Source organism: Phaeodactylibacter xiamenensis (assembly GCF_965229835.1).
Lineage (GTDB): Bacteria > Bacteroidota > Bacteroidia > Chitinophagales > Saprospiraceae > Phaeodactylibacter > Phaeodactylibacter xiamenensis.
On sequence record NZ_OZ245931.1, the window covers coordinates 4,699,762 to 4,721,727 of the forward strand.

The following is a 21,966-nucleotide window of genomic DNA, read 5'->3' on the forward strand; positions in this document are numbered from 1 at the left end:
GGGTTTAGCCTTTTATGCAGCATGAGTATCAACCGGACTGCATAAAGCAGCCCTCCGATACTCAGCACAGCTGCCGGGAAAAGCAGCTGTGAGCCAACAACTAGTTTTATACTCTTCTTGTTTTCGTACATGTATCAAACGCAGGTCCGCACGGATGCTGATCTTCATTTGATGGGGCAAAACTATTCTCTTTACCGTTAAAAGTCAACGATTTGTCTTTGCCCTCCCATTTTTATCACCTGAGCACGTAAGGTGTTACCACATGTGGAGAAAAAATATGTTTCGTGCAGGGAACTAAAATTCTGCTTGTGACCACTGTTTTTTTGCCCAAAAAGAATATTATACCTTACTATGGGGTGCATTCAGTAGTTCGTACCGGCTCAAAAGCGGGTGGGCTACGGAGGTTTTAACAAGTGTTAATGTTTTGTTAATAAAAATAATTTTATGGGGATTGAGAGCGTGAAATGGAGTTTTCTAATGTCATTTTTACAGCTCTCAGGTCTCCGAATGGTAAGATAAAGGAAGTCTGTCATGGAGATTCAAATTATTGCGTTCGGTATCGCAAAGGATATACTTGGCAATAGTCAGTTTACGTTGGAGCTGCCGTCAGAAGCAACGGTCAGCGATCTGAAAGTCAAATTAACGGAACAGTTCCCTGAGTTTGCTAAGCTGGCTTCTCTTTCCGTTGCGGTCAATACCAGTTATGCAAAGGATGATCAACCCCTGCAGCCGGAGGATGAAGTCGCCATCATACCCCCCGTAAGTGGAGGTTAGCAGTTGTTCAGCTACGGAAAAAACCTTATCTTGGGGAGATTAGTATATAAAAAAATGGCTGGCTTCACTGCCAGCTCTTTTTGGCTCCCCCTGCTGAAGACTCCCCTTGGACATATCAAAAAGCAAGCATACTCAAAGTGCCATTTTTTCCCGGCACCCAACATACTTTCAGGAGTTGTATTTGACGGATTGACCATGTTCTTACTATGAGAAAAACTGTACTGATTTTAATAGGTGTCTGCGCCTTTAATATGCTGCATGCGCAGCCGCCGGGCGTTGCTGGTCAACATCAGAACCGGGCAGCCTCCCTGTTGCTCAGTCATGATTTTGAATCCGCAATTTCTGAGCTGAGACAAGCTGCTGCCCACTACAAAGCTGCTGCGTCCTGGCCTTACTATTTTTCCTGCCTCAACCAGATCACTCAGGCTCAGCTCGAACTCGGGCAATTAGATGCCGCTAAGCAAACCGCTAAACAGGCGCTCTGGCAAAGTATTGAAACCCTCAGCCGTAATAATGATGAAGCTGCCAAAGCCGCCCATAAACTTGGGCAGGTGTACGAAGCCGCTGGCCGTTTTGGGGACGCAATGGAGTGCCATCGGATGGCTTATGATATTCGTGAAGATCTGTTTTCAAGGGAACATCCTCAAACAGCGGCTTCACTTCTGTTTATGGCTGTTACCGCGCGCAATCAGGATTCTTTTGGCAGTGCAGTGGCCTTTCTGGAAGAGGCGGAAGAAATCCTGGCCAAATACTACGACGCAGGTCATCCGGAATTAAGCCGGGTATGGGAAGAAAGAGGTATGCTCTACGAAAAACAAGAGCTGCTCCCTAAGGCCCGAAAGGCTTACGAGGAGGCTATATCCATATTAAAGGTGTTCCCTAATCAGTATCCGGAGGCTTTGGGGCGAAATTGGTGCCGGTTGGCCAGATTGTTGCCTGAAGGCGAGCGCGCCCAGGCCTATCAGCGGGCCTACCATTTGTTCGAAGCTAATGAGCGCATGCAAAATAGTTTCGCTGGAGAAGCCGCCCTTGAATTGGCCAAAGATGCACTGCATGCAGGGCAACCGGCTTTAGCCGTCCAAATAGCAGAACGTGCCGTGCGCAACCCTGGGGTCCGGTCTTCCGCTTTTCCACTACTGGCAAAGTCGTACCTTTTGCTGGGGCAGCTCGAGCCCGCACTTCAGCACTTTCGGCAATGGATTAGCACCTCTCCGGGTGCCCTCCATCCTGCCGACTGGGCCAACGCAGTGGAATTAGCCCTGCTGAGTGGAGCAAGGGCTGAAGCGCTGCAATGGAGCAAGCTTTTCGCTGAGCGTAGCGAAAGCCTCCTTCCACGTTATTTTGTAGCCCGTGCCTATGCGGCTTCTGGCAACGAAACGAGAGCCCGGCAAATCCTGAATCACATCGCCCGCTCCACGGAGCCTGCAGCCCTAAAAGCGCTGGCCGAGGAAGCCTTGGGTGAAATGGAGTTTCAAAGCGGGAATACAGAACAGGCGATGGTGCATTTTAAGTCGGCCCTGCACCGGGCTGGGCACCATGAGTTTAACCAAATCCGACTGCTATATGCTATGGGCCAGGTACATACACTGCTGGCTGGTCAGGACCGGCATACTATTGACAATATTAAAGCTGGCACGGAGTACTACGCTGAGCTGCAGAACCGGCTGGAGCTTCTGTTATCCAAGCCGCTTACGCCATTTGAGGCACACTGGCTGAAGAACCATTTGGAAGATATCTTCAACAGTGGGATACAGCACCTTTATCTGCAGCAGCAATACGTCAGAGATGGCTTTTCGGTTGAGGATGCCTATAATTGGTTTGAATTTGGCAAAGTCGCCTTTTTTAATTTTCACGATGTGGAAGCCTGTACTGCTCCTGCTTTCTGGAAGTACCGGTCACAACGGCTGGACAATGCATATCCGTATGAGAATGGCAGGGCTTCAGGAGTAATTTCGGCGGTAGGCGAGGTGTGGGCTGGTTTACGCTCGCAACAGGCAACGCAGCTAAGGTATAAAGTAGAGCACAGGCCCTTGCAGGAGTTTGAGGCTGTATTGGCATCACTAAGTTTACGGAGTTACCACTACTGGGTTGCGGATCAGAATTTATACATTTTACAATTGGGAGCAGGGATTGGACAGTTGTACCGAAAGCATATAGAGATCGATCAGAACGGGCAAATAAAAAGCCTTAGCGGGCGGACGTTGTTTCCAGGTTTGGAAGCGTTGGATAACAGGGAAATTTCCGGGCTGTTGGTACTGCCCAGCCATCAGTTAGCGATGTACCCCTTTAATAAGGCAGAGCTGGAGACAGGAAGTGTTTCCGAGGCTTATCTCATACACCGCCATCTTTGCGCTGCGTCTTTTCTTGCGGATCTTTCTACCGCTGACCAGTTGCCTGGTGCTGAAGCGGATGCCTATTTCTTTCAAAAAGAGCCTTTTGACAAAAATAGTGGTGCGGCTGTGGCCATGCCTACAAGCCACTCATCAATTCATAATTGCTTCTCTGTCCTGTCCGACTGGCTGAGCGCCTCCAAGGCATTAATCAACCTGCGGGCTCCCGAAGAGGCCGTTAATGCCCGTTTGCTATTGACGGCGGACGCCGGCAGCGCGCTGGCGCTGGCAAATTCCACATTGCCCCGTACCAGGTACTTGGCGCTGGATGAGGCTTATACCGATTATTGGGGCAACAGTACAACGGGCCTGATCAACCGGGTACGCGCTCAGCAGCATTTTATTGGAACCTTCATCGAGCAGCAGGACCTCTGCAAGGACCCCGAGGTGTATGTGGATTGGCTGGATGCTGCCACATCCTCACTAAACCCCATAGAGCAACTGGCTGTCCTACAGGCACAGCCGGCGTATGAAGTCCTTCAAGCGGTGCGTACTTTTGGGGCGCCCTACAGCCAGTCAGGAAAGACCGGGACTTCAGATATCCCGGTTTTCTGGATTCTTGGCGGCGTATTCGGGCTGATCCTGACCGGGCTATGGGTCAGGCGGTAGCCCCCTAGGATAACAGCATTTCCTGTATCTCCCGGTAAGCAGCAATAGTAGAATTCGTGTTGGTCGCACAAGTGTCCCAAAGCTGCTGGTTGAATGCTGTATTGTAAGTGATTGGAGAAGACTTTACGATTTGACCTTTGAAAAGGTATTTTCCGCTAAGCCGCTCGTAGTCGTCGGAAAGGGACAAACGCAAGAGTGCGCTAATGGATTCTTCTGAAGTACGCTCCCAAAAGCGGGTAGCCATTTTGACCGCCCAGTGGAGGACGCGGGGCACTTGCTGAATGGTGGCCGGATGGTGTGCACCGGTTGAAAAGGCATGGACATCTATTCCTGTGCCAGACAAACGACGATTGAGCTCGTAAGTCCAGGACAAGCGGGCCAGGGCAACTTGCCGCTGTGCATCCCGGATGGAGAAGTTGTACTTCAATCCCGGATCGTTAAAGTTGATGGCACCCAGCCGGTGGGATTCATAAGTCAGATTGAGGACCCGTGCACCATCCGCAGCCATCAGCAGCGAGCTTAGCTCATTGGTGAAAAGGTAGGGCGCAAGCACGTTGTAGGCGAAGTTGCGTTCTTTACCATTTGCAGTGAGCTTCCGGATGGGGAAGTAAGCCTCCGCCAGGTTGAGGAGCAAATGGACAGACCGGTAGTTATGCAGGATTTCCTGTGCTTTCGCTTTGATATCCTCTTGTGAAAACCAGTCAACAAGGACAAGGTCAATATCCGGGTTTTGGCTTTCTTCGATCAGTTTGACCCTTGCTTTGCGGGCCCGTTTTTTGTTGTCACAGACCATTACGACAGTCGCGCCTTCCCGGGCAAGCCCGCGGGCGGCAGCGTAACCCAGCCCGGACTCGGCGCCGGTTACGAGGCAGGTAAAATCTTTCATTTGTTGTTTACAGTTTATGCTAATGTTCATGGGCTGCCTCCTAACTTACGACCAGGAAGGATAGCAGCAATACGTCCTTTACGGTTGTATTTAATCGCTAAAAACAATAATAAATTGTGATAGAGCGAAAATAAGCACCTTAGGGCGCCCATGCGGTGATTTTTGTCACCCCCCTTTGCAGATAAACTGTCAGGAATCAGACAGGCAGGTGGCTACCGGTCGTATTGGTGTAGGTCGAGGTCTTCGATCAGGTTAATAATTTTTTCAGCGTATTTGGGATCAGTGGCATAACCGGCTTTTTTTAGCCCCCTTGCCCAACCCTTGTAATCATTGGATTTGAGTTGAAACAAAGGCTGATAACGGCTGCTCTGCTTCAGGAGCAGGCTATGTGCCCGGAAACTTTCCCAGGCGCTTTTGTAGATGCGGAAAAAATCTTTGTGGCTGTCATCAGTAAAATTGCTGCAGTGCCCTTTGGAGCAACTTTTTGAGAAACACTTCATTCCAAAGTGATTGTTGTTGCGGGTGGCCAGCTTGCTTTCACCTACATTGCTTTCCAGTAAGCCTTGCGCCAGCGTGATACTCGCCGGTATGCCGTACTTGTCCATTTCCATGCGAGCCACTTTGGCAAACCGTTTCACATAGGCTTTTTGTTTTTGACGTTTGCTCCTTCGGTCGGTAGCGCTTTCCTTACGGGCCTCTCCCTTATTGGCTGCGGTCAGGTTGGAATAGGTGTTTGCCAGATTACTGACATTGGTCCCGGGTGCAGATTTGGCGGCTGTGGTTTCCGTTTTGGATGCCTGCTGCTCCACAAGGGAAGTGTTCATGGCCCGAGCTTTAGTAGCTGGTTCCCGGAAAGCCACCGTTTGTGCCATGGGGCGGGCTGTAGCCTGAGGTTGCACAACAGCTGCAGCCGGCCGGTTCAGTTGCAGGTCAATTACCATGTCTTTCTGCAGGGCCATATAAGCCGCTGCCCCAAGTAATGCCGTCTTGAGCCAGTGTTTTTGAATGGCAAGGCTGGTCTCCTGTCCCGCTTTGTAAGCGAGCTGCCGGATGTTTGTTTCGTTGATGAGGTTCATATCTGTCAGAATTGAGTACCGGATGGCGGCCTGCCTACCGGCTGTTAACACAAAATGATGCAACAAATTTAAAATAAAACGTTTTAAAATCAAATTAATCTAAACATATTTTGTTTTTTTATGCTTTCCGGCAGGTTTTAAGAGACTCTTAACCAACACCTATCCAATTTTTCCCCTCTTTTAATTGTTGTAGTCCCGGTGTCCAACTACCTTTGCGGAAATTTCCGTAAAGACGATTCCTGAATCAGAAAAACAAAACAATATGAAGTCATACATCCTTTTTGCCGCCTTCTTGTTTTTGACACCTGCCCTGTCGATGGCGCAGAAGTACGGCCACCTCAACTTTGGCAATCTCATTTCTTCACTGGAAGAAACGAAAGCCGCCGACAGCGAGCTGGAAGCTTTCCAAAAGCAGCTCGTGACCAAAGGCGAAGAGATGGCAGCAGCATGGCAGAAAGAAGCCCAGGCCTTTGCTCAGCAGGTGCAGGGCGGCACAATGACGCCAAAAGCACAGCAGGAAACTCAGGCCAAGCTTGAAAAAGAGCGCGATGAAATCCTGGCTTACGAGCAGGAAGTAGCTCAAAAAGTACAGGCTAAGCGGCAGGAACTGCTGGAGCCGCTCATCACCAGAGCAGAGCAGGCCATTCAGGAAGTGGCTAAGGAAAACGGCTATGTCATGATTTTTGATACCAGCGTTTTCAATGCAATCCTGTTTGCCGAGGAGGCAGATGATGTGATGGAGCTGGTGAAGGCGAAGCTGTAATATTCCGATTTTACCTGCACGATGGGAGCCGCTACCGGAGAATATTCGGGTAGCGGCTTTCGTATTTGCGGGTTTACGCCAGTTTTCTGCCTCAACCGAAGTCAAATTACATCGCTTTCCCACCTGCTGCGTCTGGAGTCCTTCGGCAAGAATTGCGCCTGGCAGTGCACATGAAGGGTGGGGAAAAAGCGCTGGTCTCCAGTGCCAGCCGGACGCCCGAGCTGCGGCGTTGGCTGGAGGGGTAAGTTTCCGCTAAAATGCTTATCTTTAAATAAAAAAACATGGCTTCTGCGGTGCGAACAACAAACGAAGTGTTACAAGAGCTGGCAGAGCTGGGGCCTTTGCATTTAGAGCGCCCTTTCTCCCGCGACGGCTTTGAGCAGTTATCCGCACGTTATCCTGATCTCCGCATGGAACAGGAAGCAGATGGCTCTATTCAGATTATGGCTCCGGTAAAATTTGGTTCAGGGAAAAGGGAGTCCATCCCAATGATTTATTTAGGGCAATGGTGGCTGCAGCACCGAAAAGGGCAAACCTTTAGCGCCTCCACAGGCATTCAGATGCCTGATGGCAGCCTCAGAAGCCCGGACTGCGGGTGGATTAGCGAGGAGCGGCTAAAGGAAGTGACAGATGAAGAAGCCTACCTGTCTGTTATTCCTGACTTTGTTATAGAAATCCGCTCCGGCACGGATTTAATGTCAAAACTCCGGCAAAAAATGGCGGATATCTGGATGCCGGCCGGTGTCCGCCTGGGTTGGCTCATCAACCCTTACCAGGAAGAAGCCTTCATTTACCGGCAAGACCAGGCTGAACCAGAATACGTTCAGGGCTTTTCAGGCCAAAGCCTGACCGGGGAATCCCTGTTGCCCGGATTTGCGCTCCCGCTTGATGAGTTAAAAGTATAACCCAATGGCCGGCAGTAAATGCCCGCCATCGATCATTTTTTCTTCCTACGCTTCTTCCGCCACGGCGCATCCTTCTGCCAGTCCCCCGCCATAATACAACCGTAGGGAATGACCCGGTCGACCACTTCCCCCAGCCCAAATTGCTTCATCTGCCGCTGTACGGCATCCGCATTTTTGTAAGCCGAAGGAAGCTCAGAGATATCAATATTGCCCGAGAAAAAGCGGACATCCAGCCCGGCCGTTTCTTCCGCAAAGATCGCCTCCATGCTGCGCCCGCCCTGATTGCGGATGTGCTGCGAACGGCTCACATTCCGCCCTGCACCATGAGGGGCAAAGCCGAGGTTACCAGCGGTGGCTTCGCCTTTGACGATCAATACCGGCTCGCTCATGTTAAGCGGGATAAGCCGCAGCCCCTCGTGGGAGTCCGGCACAAATGCGTCGGTCAGTGGGGTCGCACCCTTGGCGTGGTAGAAGCGGCTGCCTTCCTTAAAGACAAAGTTGTGCTCGTTCCAGAAGCGCAGGGTGTGGTCCACCTTCAGCCGCCGGCAGGTGGTCTCGTGCAGCACCTCATGGTTGAGCTTCGTCCACTGCCGCACGAGCTGCAGGGCTTCCCAATAGTGCTTGCCATGCTCCTCCTCGTAGGGAATCCAGGCATTGCCCGGAAGGGTTTTTGGCGACAGCTCCCGGCGGTAGCTTTCCGCCAGTGCCATGCCTTTTTTATACAAATGCGCCCCCAGCCCGCGGCTCCCGTGGTGGGTCACCATGATGGTCTCCCCGGTCTGCTCCGATTGCCCGACGAACAAAAAGTGGTTCCCATCGCCCTGTGTGCCCAGGTGGGATTGCGTGACCATCTGACTTTTATCGTCCCGCAGGAAGAAGTTGCCTTGCATCTGATCAGTAAGTTCGGAAGGGAGCTCAAAGCCACCTGAGGTACGCCCTCCGCCCCCAAAGTGGGTGATGCTGTGGGCCGTGTCCAGGACTTTCTTAGGGTCAACATGCCCAAAGGAAGTCATCATGACGGAGCAGCAAATATCCGCGCTATGCATAGCGGGGTGGATGGCATTTTCGGTCACCGCTACGCCACCAACGGGGATACGCCCCTTCCCACCGGTCGGGCAGGCATCGGGCATAACTGCTCCGGCAACGACCGTAGGCGTTTTCATCAGCTCGTCCATACTGCGGAATACGGCTTCCACATTACTGATCTCGTCCTCTGTTTCTGCTTCGATATTTTTGTGGTAGGCAAGCGGTGCCTCACGGGGATCAATCGTCCACTGCGCTACGCTATCGAGGTAAGCTTTGAGGTCATCGCCCTGCAGTTGGTGCCGGTTGGCATGCTGCAGAGCATCGCCAAACCAGCGGCCGGGCTTATAGCCCAAGTCGATTAATGTTTGTCCGGTAATTTTCATGGTTGCCAGGTTTGATTGATACAAAGTCGAATAGCAAGTGCGCAACCATTTTGCGTAGTCATGATTTTTTTGGCTTGTTTCGTGGCTTTCAACCGTGAAAGGCTGGGAAATCGTTCCCACTACATCATCAAACGCTTCTCCACTGGCCGACTTTTTTCGACGAAATTTTTCCAGCCCTATTGATTACGGGTTAAAATCAGTGCAACTCGCCCCAAAATTGACTCTAATGAAACGAATGATAACCTTTCTTTTTGCGCTGATGATCACTACGGCTCCTACTATCGGGCAATTGCAGTGGGGCGCCCGCGCGGGCTTGTCGCTCAGTACGGTGGAAAACAATACCCTGTACCATCAGTTGCACAGCACTTCGGAATCTTCCACGGCTCTATTGCCGGGCTTGAATGCCGCATTGATGCTGAAAATTCCACTTTCTAACCGCCTGTCCCTGATAACGGAAGCCCAGTACCTGCAAAAGGGCGGGCGGATACAGGAGCGCTTCCTGCTGCCGAATACCGGTACGCAGCCCGTTTTTGAGGACTTTGAAACAGACTATAAGGTAGCTACCATTGAATTGCCAGTCCTGCTGCATTACGCGCTCATTGATGGACCTTGGAAACCTGGGCTCTTCGCCGGGTTCAGCTACGGGCGCATCCTCTCCCATCGCCTGGAGGGTGATCAAATGTACCTCCCTGATCAGGACCAGATCTTCCTGTTGGCTGCAGATGGGATACCCTTTGAAGAGCAAGCTTCGATGCTGCTCAGGGGCGAATTTGAGCCGCAGGATTGGAGCCTGGTGGCCGGACTGTCGCTTTCCCGATCCATCGGTCAGCACGAGTGGGTCTTCGATGCCCGTTACCTCCGCGATTTTACGGACTGGCGGACGGAGAAAGGGAATGACGGTGAGGAAGCGCAGCTGCGCAGCCGGACGTTGGTGTTTTCCGTGGGCATGTGGTGGTAAATGTTCTACTGCTCGACCTTCCCGACCCAAAGCGCTTCCGCCTCTCCGTCCACACGGACAACGTAGTAGTACAAGCCAGCTGGCAAGTCCAGCGCTACCTCATAAGACAGGAAGTAGACTTTCTTAGCCGCGAAGGCGATGGGTGCGTCCTCGTCGATTTCCATCACCTGGATTTCCCCGGTATGCAGGGGGGCATCCGGATAGTTATTGGGCTGGTTGTCGAAGAGGGTAAGGGTCATGGACTGCCCCTCTTCGTATTGGGCGCTCAGCATTTCGCCTTCCAGCGTGAAATTTTGATTGGAGAAACGGGCTTCAACGGCGAGTTCGTAGGTAGCGTTCAGTGGGGAGGAGGCTACGAGTGCTTCCAGTGCCGGATTGGGCTGATCGGGGGGGGTATTGGCTATTGGCGTATCCTCCGGTGCTGTAGGAGTAGTGGTTTCTTCAACAGCTTTCTCTTCGGGTACTTCCTCCGGTGCGGTAGGCGAAGGAGCCGGCTGTTCGATCGCAGGTGGTTCAGCAGGCGCTGCATCCGGGGCCGGCATAAAGAAGTAGTAGAGGAGGCTCGCTACGATGATGAGGATAAGAATGCCCAGGAGTAGGCGCAGCGCGCTGCGGTTCCCCGGCTTTCCATTTTCGGCAGGTGCTTCATAAGCCTCGCTAATGGCTTCCAGGTTTTGGCGAAAGGCCCATTCATCAGCATTGCTCAGGGTGCGGTGCACGCGGCGGTGGAGCTCGACTTCTGCCGCCAGGGTTTTATCCCGCTCCAGCTCGGCCTCAAAGGCTTTGCGCTCCGGCTCCGGCAGGGTGCCGTCGAGGTAGGCTTCTATTCGTTCGTATTGTTCCTGCATGGCGTTAATTATTCATGAGTTCGGAATACCGGGCATCGGCCTTTACCCGTTGGATGAGCTGCTCTTTGCATTGGAACTTGCGTTTTTTGGCGTAGCCGACACTGCTGTATTCCATGCGCTCTGCAATTTCTGCCATTTTCACTTTGGCGAAAAACCATTGCAGCAACTGCTGGCAGTCCTGGCCGAGTTGCCGGAAGGCATCCCAGAAGAGTTGTTCTTCTTCCTGCTGCTCCAGCAGTTGGCTCAGACCTGCTTCTCCAGTGTATTTGTAATCCTCCGGGATGGATACCTCATTGCCCGACTTTTTTTGGAGGCGGTTGCCCCATAGGTTACGGCAAATGCCATACAGCAGGGTGTAGAACCCGCTCGTCAGCTGAAAATCTGCCTCCTGTACTTTTTTGAAGATTACGATGAGGGCATCCTGAAAAACATCCTTGGCATCCGCGTCCCTCCCCCCGTTTTTGCGGATGAAAGCGGAGATACGCGGCAGGAACTCCTGGTAGAGCTGCTGCAGCCCCTTCCGGTCGTTGTTGCGGATGGCATTGATATAGTGCTCGTCGGCTGGGCGCATAGTTTTGGTCTTATACCTACGAAACTACAGTTTTTTTTAGCAACTAGGGTAACCCTTTGGGCTTTGCTTAAATCAAGGGAGTAAAGGAATGGAGACCTTAAATTGCTGTTTCCGGCAAGTGACCTGTCGCTTTCCAGCGTCATTTTTCATTTTAAGGCATACTTGACGTATCTTTTGTGACCGAAGCAACCTGAAACCATGACCACAAAGTTTTACCTGCTCGCTTTTCTGATGACGTTCCTGGTGCACACCAATGGTAGGGCACAGATCAAGCCCATTCGGCCTTTCAACAGTATCAAGGCCCTGGTGGTCGGGGTATCTGACTACCGGGACCACCGCATACCACAGCTACAGTACGCTGACCGGGATGCGGAGGCTTTCGCCGAATTTCTCACCCATGAAAGCCCCTGGAAGGTGGAGGAGGAAAACCTGGTCCTGCTGACCAACGAGCAGGCCACCTACGGTAATTTCATCAGCGAATTTACCAGGCTAAGCGGGCAATGCGAGCGCAACGATCGTTTTATCCTCTATTTCTCCGGCCATGGGGACGTGGAGGTGACCTCGGACAAACGTATGGGCTACCTCCTTTTCCACGATGCGCCCCCTACCACTTATGCTTCCGGCGGCGCGTGCATGATTAATACCCTTGATGCCTTTTTTCAGCAGTTGATACAGGAAAAAAATGTCCAGGTCATCCTCATCAGCGATGCGTGCCGGTCGGGTACTTTGGCGGGCAGTTCTTACGGGGGCACGCAAGCGACGACAGCAGCCTTGGCAGAGTTGTTTTCCAATACGGTAAAGCTCCTGTCCTGCGAGGCGCACCAAACCTCGCTCGAAGATAAAAAGTGGGGCGGCGGGCGCGGTGTTTTCTCCTACTATCTGGTCAAAGGTTTGCGCGGTCAGGCCGATGCAGATGAGAACCGCTTCGTTGACCTCTTCGAACTGGAGCGCTATGTGCAGGACGAAGTGCTCATGGCGTCCAATCAGCAACAGCTGCCGATCCGGCGCGGCGGAACGGGCAATATGAAGATCAGCCGGGTACGCCCGGAGCCGCAATCCAGAGAACCAGCTCCAGCCCTCGCCCAGGACACCAGCTATCTGCCCGACCTGGCCCGCTTTGAGCAGGCCCTGGCGAATGACCATTTACTGTACCCGGAGGAGGGCTCTGCCTACCAGGTCTACCAAAAAATAAGGCAGATGCCCGGTACCGAAGCCGTACAGCGCCTGATGACAGTCAGCTTGTCCAGCGCTTTGCAGGATGATGCGCAGGCCGCCATCAATGCCTATATCACTACACCTATGGAGGTCGTCGCGGAGCGCTGGGAAAATGAGGAGGTCTACAGTGTCTACCCCGATTATCTGGCCAAAGCTGCCGAGCTGGTAGGCGAAAGCAGTTTCTTCTTCCGGGAAATCAAAGCCCGGGAGCACTACTTTCGGGGCGTGAACCTCAGGCTGGAAGCGGAGGCTAATGGTTTGCCAAAGCCAAAACTTGAAGAGGCGCTTGTTTTACAGCAAAAAGCCCTGGCACTGACCCCGGTAGCCCCCCACATTTACAATGAACTGGGATTGCTCTTCCGCCGTCTCGACCGCCCCGCCGAGGAACTCAACGCCTTTCAGCGGGCCAATGCCCTGTCGCCGACCTGGGGGCTGGCGCTTACCAATCTTGCTTACACTTACAAGCGCCAAAAGCAGTTTGGTGCGGCAGAGGAGCTGTACAAGCAGGCCATCGCTCAGGATAGCAGTTTGGCACTCGCCTATTACAACCTGGGCGTGCTGTATGAATCCACGGAACGCCGGGCGGAGGCGATCCAAATGTATACTGCTGCCATGGAGCGGGATGAAAGCTATGCTGCACCGGTTTTCTCCCTTGCCAATCTGTATGCCGATGAGGAGAATCGGCATGAGGAAGCCTTGCGCCTGTTGCGCCGCTATCAGCAGTTGGAGCCGGAGGCTTTCAAGGGGTACGATATGATGGCTTACCTTTATCTATACAGTGATCAGTTGGAGGCTGCTTTGCCCAGTGCGGTGCGCATGTACGAGCTGGATGGCGGCTCCAATTACAGCAATGACTACCTGGCTTATATTTACTTCGAGCTGGGGCGTTATGAGGAAGCCCTGCCCTTTTTGGAACAGCGCCTGCAACATGCACCGGAGGAAGCGGCTCACTACCTGGAGCTGGCTGCCTGTCAGGTACAACTGGGGCAAAATGCAAACGGGCTGGCAACACTGGAAGCGCTGCTCGCCCGTTTGGAAGTCTCTTTGGAGGAATTAGAGGGGCTCGATCAGCTGGCGCCGTTGCGGAGTGCTGCGGGATACCGGGCGCTACTGGACCAGTATTTTCCTGACCGGGATTAGAAAAAATCCAGGAAACTACTCTGCGAGCCAATGCTATGCCTTCTCTTCCACCCTTCCATCCACATGCTTAGCGAAGCGCCCACGCGACCGCTCATGCACCTGATCAGGGCGGGGCCAGGGCCAGCCACCGAATTCTGTAGCCTGGTATTCCTGCATGATCTGGATGATGCCTTCCCGGTCATTGGCTACGAAGGGGCCATGCTGTACGACCGGCTCGTTGATCGGCTTGCCCTGCAGAAACAGGAAGTAGGCGTCTTCTGCGCCGGCTTTCAAAGTCGTGGACTGATCACTGTGCAGGTCGAGAATCTTCTGTGCAGGGATTTCCTGCCCATCTGCATATACCGTAGCACCTTGGTAAAAGTAGAGCGAACGGTTGAGCCCGGCACTGGCCGCTGGGAGGGTAAAGGTCTTGCCTGCTGACAGTTTAATGGTCCAGATGGCTACCTCATTGGCAGGGTCGGCTGCCCAGGAATCCGGGGCTGGAGCCGGTGCCTTGTGCCCTTCTAGTTCGCCGGCGATGATGTCGACTTTCACGCCATCTGCTTCATAAACCGGTACGGTATCTGCCCAAAGCATCTTAAAGTGCGGCTCCACCCGCTTACTTTTTTGGGGCAGGTTGAGCCAGATTTGAAACAGCTCCAGCGGGTTTTCCGCATCGTCACGCAGGAGGGGGAACATCTCGGAATGCTGTACGCCTTTGCCGGCGGTCATCCACTGTACGTCCCCATTGCCGAAGCGGCCGGCAGCACCCAGAGAATCAGCATGGTCAATCAGTCCTTTCTTACCGATGGTCACCGTTTCAAAACCGCTGTGGGGGTGGTGCGGAAAGCCAGGTACGGTCTTCCCGTGGTACATCCGCCAGTCGTTGGAAGGGTCGAAGTCCTGCCCGATGGCACGGCCGCCCAGGGAGGCATCAGGGCCCAACTGGGCATTGCCCTTTGGATAGCGATCATTGTGGTAAGCACAGAAAATGAAGGGGTCCTGTGTGGCCCAGGGGAAGCCCAGCGCCCGGACCATTTTGATAGAGGTATTTTGCGTACTCATAATTGTTGTTTTAATGTTCTAACATTAAAATAGCTCAAGCCTCATTTTTGTTTACCGGGACTGCCGCTTGATGATCTTTTTGACGGCCCGCTCTATTTCCCTCACTATGCGGCCCGGATCACTGTCGGGAGCGATATCCAAAGGGAAAGAGGTGAACTGCCCCTTGAAGAGGAGGATTTTGGAAAAGCGGATCTCTCCATCAACCTGAGTGTACAGCCCCCGCAGCGCATACGCCCCCGGATAATCACTGGCATCAATAAACAGGTAATCGGCACTGGCTGCTTTTTCATTTTCCCGCCGGAAGGTTTTTTCCAGCTGCTGCATCAGTTGCAGGTCGTCCGTCAGGGTAGCTTCATTGAGGAAGGTGGTGCGGATCAGTACCGGTTTCTTTTGTCCGATGGGTAGTGGCTGCTCGTATTTGACAATCCCGATATCAAAGCTGCTGGCATCAGCCGGGAAGCCCAGGGTGGGCGTCTGTACACCCATGATGGAGGCGGCGAGGCGGGGCACTTCGTCCCGGGCATGCTGAAAGAGCGTCATCACGTCCACGTATTCCCCATCGGCAGTTCGGGTAGTGGCCAGTCCCTGTATGCCTTGCAGTAGTGCATAGGTGAGCAACCCCTGCCCGTATTCACTGGCTTCAAAGCTAACTTTATCGGCAGCGCTGCCGGAGAGGATGAACATGCCGGTGCGGTCTTTCATGCGGTCCAATGCCCGGATTTGACTGGCGTTGAGGTTGCGGGTGCCGCTGCTGAGGTCTTCCACGGCCTGCCCGGAGTTGCAGGCATCAATAACGAGCACTTGTTTGAGGGCGGGGATGTCGTTAATCCATTCGGTAAGCTCGCTGCTCGGGATGGTGTACTGATCGCGGACTTCTGCATCCATGATCATATCGGTATTCGCTACATCGTGGGTGAGGTAGTAGAACTGTTCCCGGTCGCCATTGCCGAAAGCCAGCCCGTGGCCGGAGAGGTAAACGAGTAGCACGTCCTCGGCTTTGGCTTTTTGCTGTATGCTTTGCAAGGTCCTTTGGATATTCGCTTTGCTGGCGTATTGCCAGGAGATGTTGGTGCCTTCGAGCCCGGTTTGGTTGGCCGGGGCGGTGGTCAGGCAGTGTACTTCTATGCTATCGCCATTGGCAAAAAGGTTAGCGCCGACGAGTGCGAGGGAGCGGGCCATAGCTATCGCATCCTGCGTGGCGTACTTCAGGTCCAGGGCTTCCCCATTGTAGTCGGAGGTGCCTACTGTCACGACGTACATTTTGGGGTCGAGTTCTCCGGTCCAGGAGCTGCTGCTGTTGCCGGTATTTCCTCTGGTCCGGCTGACCGGTTCGTAATTGAGGTGAAGCGGGCGGCTCTTCAGCCATCCTTCGGCATTATACGCCTGAATGCTGATACGGTTGGTACTGTCCGGATGTCGCAGCAGGTAGGGATGCACCGGGCGCAAGTCAAAGGAAAACCGGGGTTTGCGATCAGGGTCAGCATCGTAAGCCACTTCCTTTCCATTGACCTGAATGGACACTCTGCCGATTCCACCGGACCGGGCTTCGAGTGCCACCTTTAACTGATCGCCCTGAATGCCGGCCTGGAGCGCCGGGTACAAGGCTACACGAGCCAATCCTTCCACAGAACGGACGGGCTCAGGCAGGTAACCCAGTAATTTTTGAAGCAGCCCCGGCTCGTAGTAGCGGGCTTTCAGTTGTTCCAGTTCTATGATTTCGGTGCGCTGGCCGGTTTCAACCAGGTAGTAAAGCAGGCGCATGGCATTTTGGGAGGCATCGAACAGCCCTTGCGGGCTAAGTACAATCCAGTCGTCTTTGTCAATAAGTATGAGGGTGGCGATTTCCTTACGCTCAGGGATGCTCCAGATTTTGACTTGTCCGTCTTCCGCACCACTGGCAAAATAATTGCCATTCGGTGCAAAGGCGAGGGCTTGTACCTTTCCCCGGTGCCCCCTGAAGGTATGCAAAAGCTGCCCGTTGGTAAGGTTATAAAGGTGGACGGCACGGTTCCAGGTGCCTAGTAACAGTTGGTTCCCTTCGGAGGAAAATGCACCAGAAAGGGCATAACTATCTTCCGGATCCGGGAAGCGGTGCAGGATTTTACCCGAAGGCACATCCCAAACGTAGCAAGTTGTCCCCTCTTGCAGTTCAGTGGTGGGGATGAGGAGTAACCGTCTGCCATCATTGGAGAAGATGGCCTTTCTTACCGAATGATGCCCTAAATTGGCCGGTGCTAATGAGCGGATGGGCTCCATGTTTTGCAGATTCACCAGTACGGGGGTGTAATCTCTGTCGCTACGCTCGAAGCGCACTCCGGTTTGTCCGTCTGCCGTAGTCGCTTTAATGCCTTGTTGGGTGAGGGTTTGTTCCCGGAAGGCTCCTTCTGACAGGGAGATGCTGTTGTAGATATTGGTGGGCGCCTCCGGAGTTTCCTTGCGGCAAGCCTCCAGGTCCCAGGTATGTACCAAGCCTGATGCTGAAGTAAAGCTGAGCTTTTCGCCATTCTCACTATAAGCCAAATCAGCGGGGATGAGATGGTGAGCACGCAGGGTTCGAATCCTTTGCCCGGTATTGGCATCGAGCAGATAAAGCGTGCCATCGAGTCCGCTGCATGCCAGCATTTGCCCATCAGGGGAAAGCCGTGCAGCGGGCGGTTCTAGCATCATCGTTTCATTGGTAGTTGGGGAGCCGGTAGTGTAAGTAAGCATGAATACCTGCTCTACAGGGTCGTACTTCCGGAACTGCCCCTGCTCATCCACCAGAATTACAAAGCTGCCGTCCGGGGCGATGTCCCGTAGCTGATAGCCTTCGGGTACTTCCAGGCGATAGAGGAACGTGCCGGTTTCGGTCGACCAAAAGTTGTACTGAATGGGGTACTCTACCTCATCACCCAGTATTTTACCATACGCCCAAAACTTTGCGTATGGCGAGAGCCCATTTAGGCTTTGAAACTGCATTGGGTCCTGAGTAACCGCATCCCAAAATTGAATCTGCCCTTCCCTGATTTTGTAAAAATAGCGCCCATCCGGTGTAAAGCCATCGGGCTTAAAATCAGGAGCGGGCAGGCTATCGGCAGGGTTGTCAAGCCGGGCTAAGCCGCCGGACTGCTTCATGCCCCATTGCCCATCGGCAGAGAAGCTTTGGAAAGGGTCATCCCGGAGGTTCATCCCCCGGTTTTCCGGGTTCCGGAAGCTAAAGAACAGCGGGCGGTAGTCCTGCCAGCCTTTATTATACTGAACGTACTGCAGGTTTGGGGAAGCGATGGCCCCAGGCATTACAGCGCCCCCGGCTTTCACAGAGGACTTCAGCAGTTTACCGGTTGCCACATCCCAAAGCATCAGGCTGGCATCTTCTCCGGCAGAGAACAGCAGGGTGCCATCCTGTGAAAAACGGAGGTTGTAAACAGTTCCGGTATGCCCTGTGGGCAGGCCCAGCTCTACGGGCTGGGCGATGGCGCCGAGGGGGAGGAAGAGGAACAGGAAAAACAGTATTTTCTGCATCAGGTTATTTTTTGAGTAGCTCTTACCACGTTGGGGCCGAGTTGTTTGAGGTTGTCGGCAGTTCGGGCCTGCAAAGGTATTCTCTAACCTCAGCGACGGATAAATAATTTAGCTTGAACGCGGTATTGCCAGCCCGTTGTAGTGTCAACTGTATAGGCCATTGCCGGTCATGGCCAGGTCAAGGTACAGTTACTTTATAGTAAATGCCGATTGATGTAAGTACAGGGCAGTCTGTTACAAACTACCCTGGTACAAGAAATACAGGTGGTTTTTATAACCCCTGCCGCCACAGGAAGGCCTTGTACAGCGCTCTTGCGAGATCGTGGTCGGGGTATTGCCCCATGGCCTTACGGAAGCGCAGACCCGCACGTTCCTGAAAGCCATTGTCTTCCATCGTTACCGCTTCCAGTAACAATTTTGCTGCGGGCTCAGCCGTGGAATAGGCAGGCGTTGACCTGAGGTCTGAAAGGGCACTGTCGAGTTCTGTTTTATCCACATACTGAAAGGTAATCAATGGCGTGCCCACAGATGCATCGTTGGAGGCTGTGGCCTTCCATCGGTAAAATTCACCGGTTTTGAGCCCGGCATCTGCTGCATTCACAGTGAGGTTGCTTTCAGCTGTAGTCTCTTCCAGTAAAACCTGCCCCTGATCGTCGGTAAGGCGGAAAGTATATTGATCAGGCGCTTTCACATCGGCTCCCGGTGCCCAGGAAACGAAGAAGCTTTCACCAGCCACCTTGCCGCCATTGGTCGTAATGGGGAGCAGGGCAGCATCGGCATCGCCATGGCCATCGCCCTCTTTACTTTCGTACTTGGGCTTGGTTGGCTTGGTACTGGCGGCCAGCCCCGGCTCGTCATCGAGGTAAAAAAAGAAAGGGTCGCTGGCTTCTTCCACCCTGTCCTGCAACAGCTCGGCGTAGGGGCTTTCCTGAAACTGGTCATAATCCGTGAGCAGGGTAGCGATGTCATGTTTGCCCCTGGTGTTGATCGTGGCAAATTGCTCATCGTAAAGCAGGCTGACAGAAGTGCCTGCCTTGAGCTTCAGGCGGCCCTCCTTACTGAGCGGCATGCCCGTTTTAATTGGAGAAAAGTTGAACCAGCCTTTGCTTGCCGGCGAGTACCGGGCGGGGCCATCAACGGAATAAACAACCGGGCTGTCCTGCGCATTCAGCATCAAGGAAGTGCAGGCAAAAAACAATAAGGTTAGCCATCTCATGTGGATAAGGTTTTAGGTAGATGAAGATTTATTCTGTTAGTCCTGACCGAAAGACGATCCAGCTGCGAAGCTGTCCGGCATCATCGGTAAGGAGTAGAAGTTGACGTTGATCGTACGCCAGGCATTGCCCGTTGGGCATGGATAGTATCCGGTCGGGCGCGCCATAGGCTGTACGGATTTCAGCTGCGGTGGCACCGGCTGAAAGCCCTGCAAGAGTGTTCCCTTTATAGTCGGGACTGGTCCGGTGGAACCAGGCAAAGCGGTTGCTGCCGTTGTCCACATAGTGTTGAAAAATATTGGAAGTGGGCATATGCTTATAGCCACAGTATATTTTGCCGGGCAGATTTACGGTGGCGGTGAAGGAAGGGGCAACGAGGAAGTCTTCCGGGAAAACGCCATCGATTTCTTCCACCCCTTTTACGTTATAATTTTGCGGGGCAATCAATTCTGCCCCTCCTTGCAGGACAGATAGATTGATCTTTGCCAGGTTCATCACTGCTGGTTGCGCCGATTGGAAGTAGGCCAAAGCGGCAGTGGTGTCTTGCTGAAGGATAGCCGCTACGCCCAAAGTGACTTGCGCTTTAGCCGCAGCGGGGGCATTGCTTGCCTTTTCTGCAAGCGCCAACGCCTTCCGGGCCCGGTATTCAGCATCCAGCCATTCTCCCCTGAGCACATGGAGATTAGCCAGGTTAAGGTGGGCAGAGGGTTCAGATTCATTGAGCAGCAAAGCGTTTTTGAATAGTTGCTGCCCCTGCTCCAGCAACTGTGCCCGGCGGGCAGCAGCGTCTTTGGGCAATCGGGTGGTAATCTGCCCAAGCCGGCTTTCCAGGTCCAGCTCAATGGGCAAAACGTAAGGCATTTCATTTTTCGGGGTGAGGTCGAGTGCCGCCAGCAGTGCGGTAGCTCCGGCGTTGTTGTACAGCTCAAAGCCCTGATACTCGCCGAGGATGTACTGGTAATATTCCAGTGCATCGGTATATCCTTCTATCAGGCTCAGGTAATTGGCGGTCTGATAGACCTGAAAGAGTTTTTCCAGCCGCCTTGCGGTGTTCTCGCTAAGCTTCAGGCGTTCGCTCAGGCTGGGGTAGCCTTGGATTTCGTCAGGCAGCCCGTAGGTCGCGTAGGCTTTTTCCAACAGTGGAGCAAGCGTACTGTAGGTATTGTAGCCGGCAGAAATCGCTAATACGCCGCCAAAATAATCGGCCTGCGTCTCGTACTTAAGCCCGTCAGAAAGTTTTTCCAGCTGTTCAGCTGCTTCCAGCCCGTCATTCTGATTGATGAAGTTGCGTTTCCAGTCGTGGTTTTCGTAGTAGTGGATGATTTCATGCGAAAGCATAGCCGCCAGCGCATTCAGGGAGTCTTTACCCAGGCTGACGCAAATGTCATAAGCTTGCTCCTCCAGCCCAATCTGCCGCTTCCCGGGGTGCATCCAGGCCATGTAGCGGCGCCCGGTATTCATGACAAGCTCGGGAACGGGCATTCTGAAGCTGCCCCGGGCCTTCACCAGGTCATCGAAAATACGCTGCGCCACTTCCAGCTTGTAACCGTCTACCGGCACAGGGGCGAACCGGCGCGAGAAGGGATTGTCGACAAAGGCGAACAGGCTGTCCTGTGCCCCTAATGCGACAGGCAGCGCCAGCCATAGTATCAGGAGGAGCCTGCTCATTTCATTAGGGTTTGGGCTTCTTCTAACGCATTCATGCGCAGGAGAAAACTGATGAAAAGTTGCCGGTCCACTGCAGAGGGGGCATCCGATTGGAGTTGTGTAGCGTAGGTGTGGTAAGCGGCCTGGAGAAGCCCGGCTTCCTCCAGCTCATAAAGCCGGTAAACAGGCTGCACGGGTTCAGACAGGCTTTGGAAATCGCCGTCGGCTTCCAGCTGAGTATCGAAGTTTTGCAAGGCTGCCTCATCATAAAGAATGGGAAAGGGAGCCGACTGCAGCCAACTGCTGTCAGCCTGTAGGGCGCTTACTTGCCAATAGGCAGGCGCATTGCCCTCAAAGCGGAGTTGCCGGAGGTCTGTGGTAAATTGTTCATCGGACAGCGTGGCAGCAAGAATGGGCTCTGCAGCCCCCTCCTGCCGCAGCTCAAAACGATAACCATTCGGGTGGGCAACGGAGTCCCAGCGGAACGTCACCTCTGGTTGCGTCAGCAGACCGGTCAGGTAGTGCGGCGCTTCAATGCCGTAGGACGAACTGCCGAATCCACTGACACCCGCCCGGGCGTTGGTCAGGTAGCGGCGATGGGACTGTTCCACCTGCTGTGGCGTATCGGTATCTTTAATGGCATTACTGATAAAAGACCAGAACCGGCTCAGGAAAGTAGAACTATTTTGGCTGCGGATATCAGCGCCCAGCTGTTCAAGGTCATACATGGCCGGGCCTTTTAGCGTTGTCCGGGTGTCTTCAAAAACGATAACGGCACTCACGCCCTGTAGCAGCCGCAGCCGCCCTGGAGCTTTGACCGTTGTGCCGGCAAATACCCGCCGTTCATTACCGCCTTCCTGACTGTAGGTCAGGCCATTGCCCGAACTGACGTCCAAAACAATAAAAAGATCCTGCTGAGCAGTAAGGCCTGCCACGCAGCAAGTCAGTAAAATCAGAAATAGCCATTTGTTTCTCATAGTATGCTCAGGCTTTATTAGTCAATTTGATCAGCCTTC

Annotated in this window: 16 protein-coding genes; 6 read left to right on the plus strand and 10 right to left on the minus strand. The window is 53.4% G+C overall.

All coding sequences use genetic code 11. The annotated features are described in order from the left end of the window. Positions 1-531: 531 nt before the first annotated feature. Both moaD and ACO08I_RS18040 read left to right on the plus strand, forming a co-directional pair. Entirely contained in the window at positions 532-774 is a 243-nt protein-coding gene (gene moaD, locus ACO08I_RS18035; protein ID WP_044219155.1) for a molybdopterin converting factor subunit 1, read from the plus strand. Positions 775-980: 206 nt separating this feature from the next. Beyond that, complete coding sequence (locus ACO08I_RS18040) at positions 981-3,773, plus strand: tetratricopeptide repeat protein (protein WP_421946671.1); 2,793 nt, start codon at positions 981-983, stop codon at positions 3,771-3,773. A gap of 4 nt (positions 3,774-3,777) precedes the next feature. Here the strand turns inward: ACO08I_RS18040 and ACO08I_RS18045 are convergent, their stop codons facing one another. Next, positions 3,778-4,659: an SDR family NAD(P)-dependent oxidoreductase gene (locus tag ACO08I_RS18045; RefSeq protein WP_421946672.1), complete on the minus strand. Its 882-nt coding sequence runs from the start codon at positions 4,657-4,659 to the stop codon at positions 3,778-3,780. A 212-nt stretch (positions 4,660-4,871) separates the two neighbouring features. After that, a complete protein-coding gene (locus ACO08I_RS18050; protein ID WP_282776272.1) occupies positions 4,872-5,735 on the minus strand; it encodes a glucosaminidase domain-containing protein in 864 nt (287 codons plus the stop codon). Between the two features lie 262 nt (positions 5,736-5,997). On the opposite strand from ACO08I_RS18050, the gene ACO08I_RS18055 reads away from it, so the two are divergent. Then, positions 5,998-6,498: an OmpH family outer membrane protein gene (locus ACO08I_RS18055; protein ID WP_044219163.1), complete on the plus strand. Its 501-nt coding sequence runs from the start codon at positions 5,998-6,000 to the stop codon at positions 6,496-6,498. 293 nt (positions 6,499-6,791) lie between these two features. Then, positions 6,792-7,403 (plus strand): Uma2 family endonuclease, encoded by a 612-nt coding sequence (locus ACO08I_RS18060; RefSeq protein ID WP_160213712.1) that lies wholly within the window; start codon positions 6,792-6,794, stop codon positions 7,401-7,403. A gap of 32 nt (positions 7,404-7,435) precedes the next feature. Here ACO08I_RS18060 and ACO08I_RS18065 read toward each other — a convergent pair whose 3' ends face one another. After that, entirely contained in the window at positions 7,436-8,812 is a 1,377-nt protein-coding gene (locus ACO08I_RS18065; RefSeq protein ID WP_282776268.1) for an RtcB family protein, read from the minus strand. A gap of 226 nt (positions 8,813-9,038) precedes the next feature. Here ACO08I_RS18065 and ACO08I_RS18070 point away from each other — a divergent pair, with 226 nt between their 5' ends. Next, positions 9,039-9,770, plus strand: a complete 732-nt coding sequence (locus ACO08I_RS18070; protein WP_421946673.1) for a porin family protein — start codon at positions 9,039-9,041, stop codon at positions 9,768-9,770. Between the two features lie 5 nt (positions 9,771-9,775). Here the strand turns inward: ACO08I_RS18070 and ACO08I_RS18075 are convergent, their stop codons facing one another. Both ACO08I_RS18075 and ACO08I_RS18080 read right to left on the minus strand, forming a co-directional pair. After that, complete coding sequence (locus ACO08I_RS18075) at positions 9,776-10,618, minus strand: anti-sigma factor family protein (RefSeq protein ID WP_421946674.1); 843 nt, start codon at positions 10,616-10,618, stop codon at positions 9,776-9,778. A 4-nt stretch (positions 10,619-10,622) separates the two neighbouring features. After that, positions 10,623-11,189, minus strand: a complete 567-nt coding sequence (locus tag ACO08I_RS18080) for an RNA polymerase sigma factor (RefSeq protein ID WP_421946675.1) — start codon at positions 11,187-11,189, stop codon at positions 10,623-10,625. 198 nt (positions 11,190-11,387) lie between these two features. On the opposite strand from ACO08I_RS18080, the gene ACO08I_RS18085 reads away from it, so the two are divergent. Further along, complete coding sequence (locus ACO08I_RS18085; RefSeq protein ID WP_421946676.1) at positions 11,388-13,544, plus strand: caspase family protein; 2,157 nt, start codon at positions 11,388-11,390, stop codon at positions 13,542-13,544. A gap of 33 nt (positions 13,545-13,577) precedes the next feature. Here ACO08I_RS18085 and ACO08I_RS18090 read toward each other — a convergent pair whose 3' ends face one another. From ACO08I_RS18090 to ACO08I_RS18110, 5 genes are all read right to left on the minus strand, one after another. After that, positions 13,578-14,588 carry a pirin family protein gene (locus tag ACO08I_RS18090; RefSeq protein WP_421946677.1) on the minus strand — a complete coding sequence of 337 codons (1,011 nt, stop codon included), beginning with the start codon at positions 14,586-14,588 and terminating at the stop codon, positions 13,578-13,580. 51 nt (positions 14,589-14,639) lie between these two features. Beyond that, positions 14,640-18,089: a caspase family protein gene (locus tag ACO08I_RS18095; RefSeq protein WP_421946678.1), complete on the minus strand. Its 3,450-nt coding sequence runs from the start codon at positions 18,087-18,089 to the stop codon at positions 14,640-14,642. A 271-nt stretch (positions 18,090-18,360) separates the two neighbouring features. After that, positions 18,361-19,305 carry a hypothetical protein gene (locus ACO08I_RS18100; RefSeq protein ID WP_282784577.1) on the minus strand — a complete coding sequence of 315 codons (945 nt, stop codon included), beginning with the start codon at positions 19,303-19,305 and terminating at the stop codon, positions 18,361-18,363. A gap of 28 nt (positions 19,306-19,333) precedes the next feature. Then, positions 19,334-20,971 carry a hypothetical protein gene (locus ACO08I_RS18105; protein WP_421946679.1) on the minus strand — a complete coding sequence of 546 codons (1,638 nt, stop codon included), beginning with the start codon at positions 20,969-20,971 and terminating at the stop codon, positions 19,334-19,336. Further along, positions 20,968-21,927 (minus strand): hypothetical protein, encoded by a 960-nt coding sequence (locus ACO08I_RS18110; RefSeq protein WP_421946680.1) that lies wholly within the window; start codon positions 21,925-21,927, stop codon positions 20,968-20,970. Before ACO08I_RS18110 ends, ACO08I_RS18105 begins: the two co-directional genes overlap by 4 nt. Positions 21,928-21,966 lie beyond the last annotated feature (39 nt).